This is a genomic window from Pseudomonas sp. MAFF 730105, from assembly GCF_055380705.1.
The window spans coordinates 470582-483129 of record NZ_AP018438.1 but is presented as its reverse complement, the minus strand read 5'-3'; the positions used below and the strand labels follow the sequence as shown (position 1 = coordinate 483129).

13 protein-coding genes are annotated in these 12548 nt (G+C 63.3%); all 13 read right to left on the bottom strand.

Annotation, left to right across the window (positions count from 1 at the left end; all coding sequences use genetic code 11):
* Nucleotides 1–71: 71 nt before the first annotated feature.
* The 13 genes from gspM to hemE all read right to left on the bottom strand — a co-directional run bounded on the left by gspM (nucleotide 72) and on the right by hemE (nucleotide 12371).
* Complete coding sequence (gspM, locus tag PCOSP_RS02135) at nucleotides 72–527, bottom strand: type II secretion system protein GspM (protein WP_464710212.1); 456 nt, start codon at nucleotides 525–527, stop codon at nucleotides 72–74.
* Entirely contained in the window at nucleotides 527–1630 is a 1104-nt protein-coding gene (gspL, locus tag PCOSP_RS02130; protein WP_175384608.1) for a type II secretion system protein GspL, read from the bottom strand. The genes gspM and gspL overlap by 1 nt, the downstream gene beginning before the upstream one ends.
* Entirely contained in the window at nucleotides 1630–2475 is an 846-nt protein-coding gene (locus PCOSP_RS02125; RefSeq protein WP_464710210.1) for a type II secretion system protein GspK, read from the bottom strand. The genes gspL and PCOSP_RS02125 overlap by 1 nt, the downstream gene beginning before the upstream one ends.
* The gene (locus PCOSP_RS02120; protein ID WP_464710209.1) at nucleotides 2472–3005 is read right to left on the bottom strand and encodes a type II secretion system protein GspJ; all 534 of its coding nucleotides are present in this window, start codon (nucleotides 3003–3005) and stop codon (nucleotides 2472–2474) included. Before PCOSP_RS02120 ends, PCOSP_RS02125 begins: the two co-directional genes overlap by 4 nt.
* The gene (gene gspI, locus PCOSP_RS02115; protein ID WP_139646534.1) at nucleotides 2998–3381 is read right to left on the bottom strand and encodes a type II secretion system minor pseudopilin GspI; all 384 of its coding nucleotides are present in this window, start codon (nucleotides 3379–3381) and stop codon (nucleotides 2998–3000) included. Before gspI ends, PCOSP_RS02120 begins: the two co-directional genes overlap by 8 nt.
* Nucleotides 3374–3841, bottom strand: a complete 468-nt coding sequence (gspH, locus tag PCOSP_RS02110; RefSeq protein ID WP_464710207.1) for a type II secretion system minor pseudopilin GspH — start codon at nucleotides 3839–3841, stop codon at nucleotides 3374–3376. The genes gspI and gspH overlap by 8 nt, the downstream gene beginning before the upstream one ends.
* Nucleotides 3842–3843: 2 nt before the next feature.
* The gene (gene gspG / locus PCOSP_RS02105; RefSeq protein ID WP_464710206.1) at nucleotides 3844–4299 is read right to left on the bottom strand and encodes a type II secretion system major pseudopilin GspG; all 456 of its coding nucleotides are present in this window, start codon (nucleotides 4297–4299) and stop codon (nucleotides 3844–3846) included.
* Between the two features lie 3 nt (nucleotides 4300–4302).
* Nucleotides 4303–5511, bottom strand: coding sequence for a type II secretion system inner membrane protein GspF (gene gspF, locus PCOSP_RS02100; protein ID WP_175384604.1), 1209 nt, complete (start codon nucleotides 5509–5511; stop codon nucleotides 4303–4305).
* A 4-nt stretch (nucleotides 5512–5515) separates the two neighbouring features.
* Nucleotides 5516–6988, bottom strand: a complete 1473-nt coding sequence (gene gspE / locus PCOSP_RS02095) for a type II secretion system ATPase GspE (RefSeq protein ID WP_464710205.1) — start codon at nucleotides 6986–6988, stop codon at nucleotides 5516–5518.
* Nucleotides 6985–8901: a type II secretion system secretin GspD gene (gene gspD, locus PCOSP_RS02090; RefSeq protein ID WP_464710204.1), complete on the bottom strand. Its 1917-nt coding sequence runs from the start codon at nucleotides 8899–8901 to the stop codon at nucleotides 6985–6987. The genes gspE and gspD overlap by 4 nt, the downstream gene beginning before the upstream one ends.
* An 8-nt stretch (nucleotides 8902–8909) precedes the next feature.
* Nucleotides 8910–9425, bottom strand: a complete 516-nt coding sequence (locus PCOSP_RS02085; protein ID WP_464710203.1) for a type II secretion system protein N — start codon at nucleotides 9423–9425, stop codon at nucleotides 8910–8912.
* A 66-nt stretch (nucleotides 9426–9491) separates the two neighbouring features.
* Nucleotides 9492–10958 carry an N-acetylglucosamine-binding protein GbpA gene (gbpA, locus tag PCOSP_RS02080; RefSeq protein WP_464710202.1) on the bottom strand — a complete coding sequence of 489 codons (1467 nt, stop codon included), beginning with the start codon at nucleotides 10956–10958 and terminating at the stop codon, nucleotides 9492–9494.
* Between the two features lie 345 nt (nucleotides 10959–11303).
* Nucleotides 11304–12371 (bottom strand): uroporphyrinogen decarboxylase, encoded by a 1068-nt coding sequence (hemE, locus tag PCOSP_RS02075; protein WP_139646520.1) that lies wholly within the window; start codon nucleotides 12369–12371, stop codon nucleotides 11304–11306.
* Nucleotides 12372–12548: the final 177 nt, after the last annotated feature.

The window sequence follows — 12548 nt, the reverse complement described above, 5'->3', positions numbered from 1 at the left end:
CAAGCTTCGCTCCCACAGGGTTTGCGCCGTTTGATTTCTAACTGACTGGCATCAGGCACATGTCCAGCCAATCACTGATGCAACACCACCCGCGCTTCCAACATCCCATCGCGCGCTTCCAAGGCCAACGATCGCACAGCCGCACCGTCCCGTTCGTGGCGATCCAGCCAATGGAGCAGCGGATTGGCATCGCCAGTGACGGTGAGCCGTAACGAATCGCCCTCGATCTCCATTTCGGCTATTTCCAGGCCCGCCGCCGTCGCACTGTCGTTGACCCGTACCGACAACGGGCGCAGAGCGGTGCTCGTATCCCGGTCGGGTTCGGCGCGCTGGATCCGTGCATTCAGTTGTGCCTGTTGGCGATACTGCCGCTCAGCTATCTCCAGGCGTTGGCGGGTAGGTTGCCAGATCGAGGCATAACCCACCCCCACCAGGACCACCCCGGCGAGGCCCAGCAACAACCATTGCTCGCGGCCAGACATGCTTGCCCAGGCTTGCTTCAGGCGCGTCCATCCACTGAGACTCATCAACTGTCCTCCAGGGTGAGGGTCGCCTGTACCCGGTTGTTCTGCTTGCTGGCGCTGCCCAAGGTAATGGGCAGGCCGTTTTGCTGCCCGCGTTCACGCAGTTGCTCAAGCTCGATGAAGCTGTTGGCGGTCAGTTGGATTTTCCAGCCTTCGTGCTCTCGGTACTCGATCTGCTGCACCTCGACATGACTGGCGCCAACCACCTGTTCAGTCAGGCGGGCCAGCCGACCGACCTGGGTGACCTGGTTTTGACTGCGACGCTGCTGCAATGCCTGGAACTGCGCCGCCAGGTCAACGCTGGGATCCTGCCCGGGATAGAGCGACCTGAATTGCTGCTCGCCTTGCGCATACAGGCGACGGGTTTCACTGTGCAGAAAACCGATGCGGGCTTCATCGAACGCCCAGGTCAGCGCAAACACACCCAGCACGGCCATCGCCGAACCGCGCCAGGGTAGACGCTGACGCCGCCGCCGGAATTCCCCCTGCAACAGGTTGATGAGATGTCCCTCGGTGCTCAGCAACCACTCGTCGATGCCGGGGCGGTCAGTCGCCTCGTCCAGCCAGTGGATGTCCCCGGACAGATTCGGCTTGAGCGTTGCCAAGGCTTGGACCGACAGCGCCATCCGCGCCGGTAGCGCTCCACCCAGCAGCCAGCGACCGAACCAGCGCACCCCGAAAGCCTTGTCCTCAGCGATCAGCTCAGCATCGACATGGATCGCCCGGGCATCAATGCCATGGGCGTCGAGCAACGCCAGCAGAGCCTGGAATCGGGCCCGCTGAATCACCAGCAGCGGATAGCGCTGCTGACGATCCCGTAAACCGATGCCGATGTGCAGCGCCTCCAGGCTCTCGCTCAGTTGCTCTTCGATGGCGAATGCCAAGGCCTGGGGTCGGGGCTGGCGTCGAGAGGGCCAGGGATCGCTACGCATCCAGCTGCACATTTCCATCGGCAACAGCACATCGACGACCCGCCCGCTCAACTCGCGAGCGGCTTCGTGCAAAGGCAGGCAGCGGCGTTCACCCGAGGGCGACCACACACAGCAACGCCAATTGGCGCACGGGGCACCCATGCCTTCGGCGGTCAGGTAAAGCCAGGTTTTCATCAAGGAAGCTCACTGGGGCTGATGGGTAAAAAACGGCGCTGGCGAACACTCCAGAATCCAGTCACCGGATCACGTTCGATGTCCGAGGCCAGGCGCAGGTGGCGGTTCGCTTGAGTCACGTTCACGGTGATCCGGAACCAGCGGCTGCTCACGCCCAGGCCATGGCTGCTCAGGCCCAGGCCGGACAACAATGGGTCGCCAGTGAACGCCTGGACACTGGCGTAGGGGGTGTCGGCACGCCGCGCTATCACGGCGTTTGCAGCGCCGCCGTCCATGCCGTCCAAGGCCATCAGGACACGCTGCGGTGCGGTGTTGATATTCAGTTGCGCGTCCATGGGCAGCACTGCCACCCACGGTTCCAGGCGTTGCAGGGTCTGACCGTCGATACCGGGCAACAGACGCAGCTGACTCAACTCCTGGACGGCTCCGACCTGGGGCAACGACAGCGCCGGTAAATCCAGCAGGGTGAGCAACCGGGCCCACCGTCCCAAGGTCACTTGATCGATCTGCCCGCGGGCCAACAATGGATTGAGGTTCAGACGCCCGGACAGGTCTTCGATATCAACGTCGATTCCGGTGTCATCCAGCGCCAGGGCAAGCGCCAGCCGGGCCCAGTCCTGGCTCAGGTCGACGGGCCCGGCCTGGGTATCCACGCTGTCTTCCAGCACGGCGCGCGCCCAGGCCTCGGCGGCCAGGCCCAATTGACGCAATTGGACCTGTTGCAGCTGCTGCGCGCTGCCGTGCAACAACAGGCGATGGCTGCGCAACATTCCACCGACCAGCAACAACGCCAGGCTCAACACCAGCAGCATACTGATCAATGCCACCCCGCGTTGATGCGTCATGGCAACGCTCCCGGCAACAGCAGGACCCGACGGATCTGTTCGAAGCGCCCCGTCGACACGTTCAGTTCCAATGCCAGCGGCCAGCCGTCGCCCGCGGCTTCGCCGTGCCAACCCCGTTGCGAATCAAACAGGCGCCAACTCAGGCTGCGGACATCATCGAGCAGTTGCTGCCGCTGCAGGGTGGCCGTTCCCTCGCCAAAGCTGTCGCGCCACAACGCTGCACCTTCGAGCCGATAACTCACCGTCTGTCGTTCGCTGCGGGGCTGGTCCAGTGGATTGCGCCAGTGGCTGCGCTGCAATTGCAGGTGCCCCGGCGCGAGCACGACAGACCCGGCCACGGCTTGCCACGCATCGCGCTCGATCACGCCCACGGCACGCTGCAAGGCCCTGATTTCCCGCTCATGCTGACCGGTCCCTTGCTGAGTACGCACGACGGCGTCGAACAGGCGCCAACCGGCGAGGCCGAGCAACGCAAAGAGGGCGATGGCGATGACCAGTTCCAATAAGGTGAACCCCGACTGTCTATTCATGACGGTTGCGGATCCACCCGGTCACTTGGTGTAGGGCGGACGAGCCGTCGGCGCGGCTGACCTGGATCTCGACTTGAAGCAGACGCGGGTCGCGGGCCGCGGCGATACGCTGTTGCAAGGTCCAGTCGCGACGATCCATGGATCGGGTCAGGTGCTGGCGGCCCGGCGCAGCGGCGGCTTGCAGGCGCAGCTCGCTCAACTGGTTGTCGGCCAGCCAGGCGCCGAACAGGCGGTCCTCGAGCGCGACACTTTGCCTGAGCACGAACTGGCTGGCCGACAGCGCTGCCGCTGCCACCGTCGCAAAAATCGTCAGGGCGATCATGACCTCCAGCAAGGTAAATCCCTTGCAAGCGGCCGGTCTGCGCAACTCACTCATCAATCGAAGGCTCCGCCAGACCATCGCTCGACACCCGCGCGATACGCTGGCCGGCGACTTTCACCAGCAACCTGAACGGGCTTATCTCATCGCTGCTGAGCATCAGCAATTGCGGTGCGCCTGGCGTCTCGTCGAGGCCCCAGGCATGACCGTCCTGCTCCAGCCCCAGCGTGATGCCTTCAGGTAACCGCTGCATGGGCGCCACCGCGGTCCAATCGCCGACGTCGAGTCGCACGGCCTGATAGCCGCGAGGCTGTACCCGCACACCGTATTCCAACCCATCCAGCACCGCCCGCTCGCGCAACTGCTGCACCACACGGACGAAGTCCTGGGCTTGCTGCCGGGCCTCACGCGCCGGGCTCGGCCCGATGGCGAGGCTGACCATACCCACCAAGACCCCGATCAAGACAATGACGACCATCAGTTCAAGCAACGTGAACCCCCTGCAGCGACGGCCCATGCTCATTCGCCCCAGTTGCCGATGTCGGCCGCCGTGCCGTCACCGCCCGGCTCGCCATCGGCACCCAGCGAGTACAGGTCGTAGCTGCCATCGGCGGTCTTGGGACCAGGATTGAGATACTGATAAGGCGTGCCCCAGGGATCGATCGGCAGGCTTTTCAGATAGCCCTGTGGGTTCCAGTTTCTTGCCGCAGGTGTGCCGGACGGACGTTTACTCAGTGCATCGAGGCCCTGCCGGGTCGAGGGGTAGTGGAAATTGTCGAGCCGGTACATTTCCAGCGCCGTGGAAATCGCCTGGATATCGGTGCGGGCGGCCGTGATCTTGGCTTGATCGGGGCGGCTCATGAACTGCGGCACCACCATGGCCCCCAGCACGCCGATGATGACCACCACCACCATGATTTCGATCAGCGTAAAGCCGCGTTGCAGGCGTGCGGGCCGGTTGTTTTGTAGTTTCATCGATCAATTCACCAATTGGTTGAGGCTCAAGATAGGCAGGAGAATGGCCATGACGATCAGCAGCACAACGCCGCCCATCACCACCAACATGGCCGGTTCGAAAAGGCTCACCACCAGCGCAATCCGCGCCGCGAGGCTGGCCTCCTGTTGTTCGGCGGCACGGGCCAGCATGCGATCCAGTTCGCCGACCCGTTCACCGCTGGCGATCATGTGCAACATCAGCGGCGGAATATCGCCGCCCAGTTCCAGGCCTCGGGTCAGGGTTCCGCCCTCGCGCACCGAACGGGCAACATCGGCCATGCGGGCACGGATGGTCAGGTTGCCGATGACCTGCGCGGCGATGTGCAGGGCCTCGACCAGGGGCACGGCGCTTTGGCTCAGAATCGCCAGGGTGCTGGCGAATCGGGCGGCTTCCATCGCCCGCAAAACGTCGCCCAATAGCGGCAGCCTGAGCAGCAGGCGATGCCAGCGCAGGCGCCACAGCGGCTGGCGCAGGCTCCAGCGCCACAGCCCGAGCCCACCGGCCAGGACCACGAGCATCAGCGCCCCATAGCGGCGCACCCCATCGCTCACCGCGATCAGCGCCTGGGTGAGCCAGGGCAACCGCTGGCCACTGTCGATGAAAATCTTCACCACATCCGGCACCACATAGCCCAGCAGGAAAGCGACAATCGCAACGCAGGCCAGCAGCAGGATCAGCGGGTACACCAGCGCCAATTGAATGCGTTGGCGAGACGCCTGACGCGCCTGGGTGTAAGTCGCCAGTTGCTCCAGCACCTGGCCAAGGTGACCGGACTGTTCGCCCGCCGCGACGGTGGCGCAGAACAGTTCGGGGAATGCCTGGGGAAACGCTTTCAGGGCCGTGGCCAATGCGTGACCTTCCATGACCCGAGTGCGCACCGCTGACAGCAGGTGGACGACGCGACGTTTCTGGCTCTGTTGCGCCACGGCCCGCAGGGATTCTTCGAGGGGGAGCCCAGCCTGGATCAGCGTGGAGAGCTGCAAAGTCAACAAGGCCAGGTCGGCCGGACTCAGGCGCCCCCCGACGAAGCGGGCACCCAGGGTGGCTTGCGCCTCGCCCTCGCGCAGCTCCCAAGGCAGCAATCCGCGTTCGCGCAATAACTGACGGGCATGACGGGCGCTGTCGGCCTCCACGCGCCCCTTGCAGCGCCGCCCTTGGGCGTCTTCGGCCCGATAGTCGAAAGTCGGCATCGCACTAATCCTCCTGGGTGATGCGCAGCAGTTCATCGACACTGGTCAGGCCTTCCAGGACCCGCTGACGCCCGTCCTGGAACAGGCTGCGAGAGGTCTTGCGCGCCTCGAACGCCAGCACCTGTTCAGTAGCCCCCTGATGAATCAGTTGCGACAGCGGGCTGCTGACACTGACCAGCTCATAAATGCCGAAACGCCCGCGGTAACCTGCCTGGCATTCATCGCACCCCCGGGCCCTGAACAGCCGGGGCCCGACATCGGCCTCGAGCCCGAGCCGCCGACAGGTGGCGGCGTCGGCTACATAGGAGGTCTTGCAGGACGGACACAGGGCCCGCAACAACCTTTGCGCGACGATGCCGGCCAGGGACGAGGCCAGCAGATAGGCATCCACGCCCATGTCCACCAACCGCGTGATCGCGCCGACGGCGCTGTTGGTATGCAGGGTCGACAACACCAGGTGACCGGTCAGGGAGGCCTGGACTGCGATTTCAGCCGTCTCGCGATCACGGATCTCGCCCACCATCACCACGTCCGGGTCCTGGCGCAAAATGGCTCGCAAGCCACGGGCGAAGGTCATGTCGACCTTCGGGTTGACCGGCATCTGGCCGATGCCCGGCAAGTGATATTCGATCGGGTCTTCGACGGTGAGGATGTTGCGGCTCTGGTCGTTGAGGCTGCTGAGCGCCGCGTACAGGCTGGTGGTTTTCCCCGAGCCCGTGGGGCCGGTCACCAACACGATACCGTGGGGTTTGGCGAGCAACCGACGCAGACTCGCCAGGGTGTCGTCCGGCAGGCCCAGACGCGGCAGATCCAGGCGCCCGGCCTGCTTGTCGAGCAGGCGCAACACCACTCGCTCGCCATGGGCCGACGGCAGGGTCGAGACCCGCACATCGACTTCATGCCCGGCCAGCCGCAACGCCATCCGACCGTCCTGGGGGACTCGTTTTTCAGCGATATCCAGGTGTGCCATGACCTTGATCCGCGATACCAGCAGGCTGGCCAGCTCACGGCGTGGACGCAGCATTTCCCGCAGCTGGCCGTCGACCCGCATGCGGACCGACAGGTATTGCTCGTACGTTTCCAGGTGCACGTCCGACGCCTGTTCGCGCACCGCTTCGCTGAGCAACGCATTGATCAAGCGGATGATCGGCGCATCGCCCTGCTGCTCCAGCAAGTCGGCGGTCTGTGGCAGTTGATCGGCCAGGCTGAGCAAGTCCAGCTCCTCGTCCAGACCCTGAGCCACCTGTTCGGCCGCGCTCTGGCCCTGGCGATAGACACAGGCCAGACGCGTTGCGAATTGCGCCGGCTCCAGCACCTGGATCGGCAGTTCCCGGCCACATAGGCGACGAACCTCCGCCAGCGCAGTCAGCGGCGCATCGCAGCGCATCACCAGGCTCACGGCAGCCCCTTCGCCGTCCAGCAGCACGCCGTGGCGCCGGGCAAAACCGAAGGGCAACGGGGCCAGGGACTCGCTCACAGGTCACCCCGATTCTGCGGCAACGGATCTGCCGACGACGCCTCCAGGGAAGGCTCGAACAACTGGCGAGCGTCTCGCGGCAGCAACAGCGAATTGTTCTGCCGCGAGCCCGGCTTGCTCAGCTCCCGGAGCGCGTCGTAGCGCTGGCGGCTGACATCCGCCAGGTCTTCCTTGCCACGCACGATGGTGGGCCGCAGGAACACCATCAGGTTGCTCTTGGTCTGGGTGTCGCGGGTCCAGCGAAACAGTGCGCCCAGGTACGGAATGCTGCGTAACAGCGGCACACCGCTTTCCTGGGAACGGACATCGTCGCGGATCAGGCCGCCGATCACGATGATCTCGCCGTCGTCCGCCAGGATCGTGCTCTTCAGGGCACGCTTGTTGGTGATCAGGTCCGAGGAATCCACGCCGGCAACAGACGGGGCAATGTCCGAGACTTCCTGCTGGACCTCAAGGCGCAAGGAGGAACCCTGGTTGATGTAGGGCTTGATCTTGAGGCTGATGCCGACGTCCTTGCGCTCCACCGTGGTAAAGGGATTGTCCGCGCCGCTGCTGTTGGTGGCGTAGGAGCCGGTCTTGAACGGCACGTTCTTGCCGACAATGATCTCCGCTTCCTGGTTATCCAGAGTCAGCAGGCTGGGAGTGGAGAGCAGGTTGCTGCGGGTATTGCTCGCCAGGGCCGATATCAGCGTACTGAAGCGATCGCCGCCCAACCGTAGGAGCACGCCATCGACGTCCTTGGGGTTCAGCTCGCCGATGATCGGCGTGTTGGTTCCCGAAAAACTGATGACCCCCGCCGCGCTGCCACTCTTGATCCCCCACTGCACCCCCAGCGCTTCGGCAATGTCTCCGGAAATTTCCACGATGGCGGCGTGGATGAGCACCTGGGCCCGGGGTTGGTCCAGCTCCCGGACGATATTTTCGATGGTGCGGACCTGGGCCGGCTCGGCGACCAACACCAGGGCATTCTGGCTTTCGTCGGCCTTGATCATGAACGTGTTGGCGGAAGCGCTTTCCCGCAGGCCAGCCTGGGACGCTGGGGCCTTCTTGTCTTGCCCGACGCCTTCCAGCACCTCGGCCAGTTGCTTGGCATCGCTGTGGCGCAAGCGGATGACCCGTGCATTGTCCTCGGCCGCGGAGGCCGGAACGTCCAGGGTCCGGGCCAGTTCGGCCAGGCGTTGGCGCACCCGCGGTGCGCCGATGATCACCAGGCGATTGCCCCGCGTGTCGGCGATCACCGAGCCTGCAGTGTCGCCCTCGCGCTTGCTGCCGGATGCTTCCAGGATCGACGCGATATCCCCGGCCCTGGCATGACGCAACTGCACCACCACATGATTGCGGTTGTGTCCCGAGTCCAGCTGTTGCGCGACCCGGCTGATGCGCTGCACATTGGCGGCCGTGTCGGTCACCACCAGCGCGTTGGAGGAAACCGAAGGCCCGATGTAGCCACCACTCGATACCAGGGGGCGGATCAGTCCTGCAACATCAGCGGCAATGCTCGACTGCAAGTCGATGACCCGGGTTACGAACTGTGATGGCGCTGGGTCCCTGGTCTCGCCGGCGCCGGCCCGGGTCCTGGCATCGGCGACCGGGGTGATCAGGATCCGCTCGCCTTCATCGATCACGGTGAAGTTGTGGGCATCGAGTACCGAATAGAACAACCGACGCACGCCTTCACGATCCAACGCCTCGCGGGACATGACGGAGATCCGCCCCGACACCCTGGGATCGAGCACCACGGTCTTGCCCAGGATCGCGGATATCTCTTCGACCACGTCACGCAACTCGGCATTGTTCATCGCCAGTTGCCAACGCGCCTCCTCGGCCCGTGCCATGTCGGCAAACATCAGTGGGCAGAACACGGAAAGACAGAGCAAGGCGTGGGATACACGGCTGCGGATAACGCTGTTCATGAATTCGATCACTCTGAATGCCCGGCCACCGGGCGTATGTATTGCGAGGAATGAGCCGTCGCAGGGCGCTCATCTTCGAGGCCCACCCGGCGCAGCCAGGGCTTTGCCTCTTGCTGCAGGGCCAGGCGTTCTTCACGCCCGTTGCGCCACAACGTCACATGATCGGCTTCCACCCGGCGCAGCACGCTGCCACTGGGCAAACGCTCGCCCACCCGGTAAATGCGCGCGCCCGCAGCGTCAGCCAGCAACGCCCGCGACAAGCCCTGGGCGACGACAAAACTGGCTTGCAAGGTCATCGGCTCGGCGCTGGGCGATTGGACGCCTGCAGGCGTGAGGCCGAGCACGGTCGCCACGGCCTGGACGTTAGGCGAGCGGTCAACCGGAACGGCCGGCGACTCGGCAACCACCGGCACTTCACGGCCCAATGCCTGGCGAAAACGCCACTCCTGCCCGGCCAGAAATACGCCATGCAGCAGCGGCACGAGCCACACCACGTGCCGTGCGAAGGAATAATTTGAATGCATCACCGCGCTCTCGCTTGAAGACGCCGGGCAACCCCTACGGATTGCCTGGCGCCGTCCTCTCAGGACTTACAACTTGTCCCAGGCGCTTTGCCAGGAAGCACCGACACCGGGCTCGAAGCCATTCGCCGTCGGGCTGTATTGCTTGCAATAGCCGGACGCGGGGAACGGCTTGCACTCGAAGACCTCGTTGGTCTTGGGCTGCAACACCTTCGTACCGGCGCTGTATTCACCGAGGTTTTCAGGGAACACGAAATCGTATTCGACGTCTGCGCCCTCACCGGTCAGGGTGACACTGCGAGTGTCCTGGCGAGTGGTCCGCCCGTCCTCGGTGGTGCCTACCAGCGCCAGGGTGTGGGCGCCCGGGGCACTGCGCACGTCCATGCTCAGCCCGATATTGCCTTCACCTGCGGATTGGCTCACGACACCGACCGGCTTGTTCTTCTCATCGAGCAATGTGGCTTCAAGGTTCATCCGGCGGTTCGTCTGCGCCGCGAACGTCATGTTGACGCGACCCTTGTCGAGTACATATTCCGGCTGCAGGGAAGCAATCGTCATGCTCGCGCCAGCGTCCTCCTGCATGTCCAGTTGCACTTCATACCGGCTCACGCCGCTTTCTTTCTGGGCATAGAGGTTGTTGCTGCCGCGGACCGGGGTGATATTGCCCTCATCGTCGCGAATACCTGCGCGAATCAGGGGATGGGCCTTGTTGATGGCTTCGGCCAGTTTGAACGACCAGTTCTCAGGCCTGCCTTCCTCGGCGGAGTCAATGCCGACAGTCACGCTGTAGGGGTGATTTTCGCCGGTGGCGGAGAACGCCCGCGCCTTGACCTTGTCCCCCACCAGCAACGGGGTCGACGACGCAATACTGCCCACCGGCGACCAACCGCCCGGCAGCGCGGCTTCAGCCAGGATGTTCACATCCGCCGGGTCGTAGAACGCATTGTCGGTGTCACCCACCGTCCAGACCGCCAGGATCACATGATGTCCCGTCTTGCTGTCGGGTATGACGCAGTTGTGCCTGGCACCCGGTTTCGGGGTCTGGTTGCCGCCATCCACGGTGCAGAACGGCGTACTGTCGAACGAAGCACGCTTGAGCGCTTCGTTCGGGTTCCAGCCATCGCGGGTAATGAAGTACTCATGCCGGGTCGCCGGGTGCACGGCGGTGTATTGCCATTGGAAGGCGATGTTGCGGTCGCGGATCTCGGTCAGCTGCCAGCGCGTGGCTGACTGCGCATCAAGGGCGGAAAACAGCGGATGCCCACCGCTGGCAATTTTTCCGTCGAAGGGCCCTTGCAGGGGAGCACCACCCGCTCCGTTTGGGAACCCCTTGAAGGTTTCACCCGTGCTCTGGGGCTCGAATTGCGCGCCACCGCAATTCTTGTTTTCACCTCTCTGGCACAACAGAGCGCGCGAAGGCGGTACTTCAAGGAAGCCATGGGCAAGCGTTCCCTGGGACACCATCAAGGTCGACAAGAGAACTAAGGAGGAAGCACACCCCGTCAATACTGTGCTCTTGTTGAAGTTGTTTTTCATATAAGTTCCAGGCTAGTCATTCGAGATTGGGGAAGACGTATCACCGTCATCTTGAAAGGCACGCAGGAGTGCTCGGCGCCGTACCTCTCAAGCGCCGAACCTTATCGAAAACTTAAAATTTGCTATGTAGGGTAAATCTCTCTAGGTAGAAGGAAGGATCTCTGAATCCATTTTTCTTACATGACGAAAGAAATCTCTTACACATAAGACATTAGCCGACATAAACAACAAACACGCCCGACCAAACAACCGGTTAGTTGATGTTGAAAAGATAAACAGCGCACACAAAAAAGCCTGTCCGACGCGGGGTCGGACAGGCTGCTTTAGTGGGATCCGCGTAGGCCCCTAGTCGTGATATTGCGCCGACAGCTCATGCACCGCCCGCAGGAATGCACCGGCATGTTCCGGATCGACTTCCGGGGTAATGCCATGGCCGAGGTTGAACACATGGCCGCTGCCCTTGCCATAGCTGGCGAGGATACGCCCGACTTCAGTACGGATGGCTTCGGGTTTGGCGTAGAGCACGGTCGGGTCCATGTTGCCTTGCAGCGCGACCTTATGACCGACCCGTTCGCGGGCGTTGCCAATGTCGCAGGTCCAGTCCAGGCCCAGGGCATCAGCACCGGCATCGGCGATGCTTTCCAGCCACAGGCCGCCGTTCTTGGTGAACAGAATCACCGGGACCTGGCGCCCGTCATGTTCACGGATCAGGCCGCTGACAATCTTGCGCATGTAGGCCAGGGAAAACTCCTGGTACGCCGCCGCCGACAGGTTGCCGCCCCAGGTATCGAAGATCTGCACCGCTTGCGCACCGGCCATGATCTGACCGTTGAGGTAGGCCGTCACCGACTGCGCCAGCTTGTCCAGCAACAGGTGCATGGCTTGCGGGTTGTCGTAGAGCATGGCCTTGGTCTTGCGGAAGTCCTTCGACGAGCCGCCTTCGACCATATAGGTGGCCAGCGTCCAAGGGCTACCGGAGAAGCCGATCAGCGGCACGCGGCCGTTGAGCTCGCGGCGGATGGTGCTGACCGCGTCCATGACATAGCCCAGGTCTTTCTGCGGGTCGGGAATCGGCAGCGCTTCGATGTCGGCCAGGGTGCTGACGACTTTCTTGAAGCGCGGACCTTCGCCGGTCTCGAAGTACAGACCCTGGCCCATGGCATCGGGAATGGTGAGGATGTCGGAGAACAGGATGGCCGCGTCCAGCTGCGGGTAGCGATCCAGCGGCTGCATCGTCACTTCGCAGGCGAACTGGGGGTTCATGCACAGGCTCATGAAGTCGCCGGCCTTGGCGCGACTGGCGCGGTACTCCGGCAGGTAGCGGCCGGCCTGGCGCATCATCCATACCGGGGTAACGTCTACGGGTTGCTTGAGCAGGGCGCGAAGGAAACGGTCGTTCTTCAGGGCAGTCATGTCGGCATCCGGAAAAAAAGTGCGGGCATTTTCTCAGAGCTCGACGCAAAAGGCACGGCAAGAGCCGTGCCTTTTATCTATCGGGGCAATTTGTCGCGGAGTCATGCAATGTTTGAGTGATCGTTCCTACGCTCTGCGTGGGAATGCCTCAAGGGACGCTCCGCGTTCCAAAGGGGA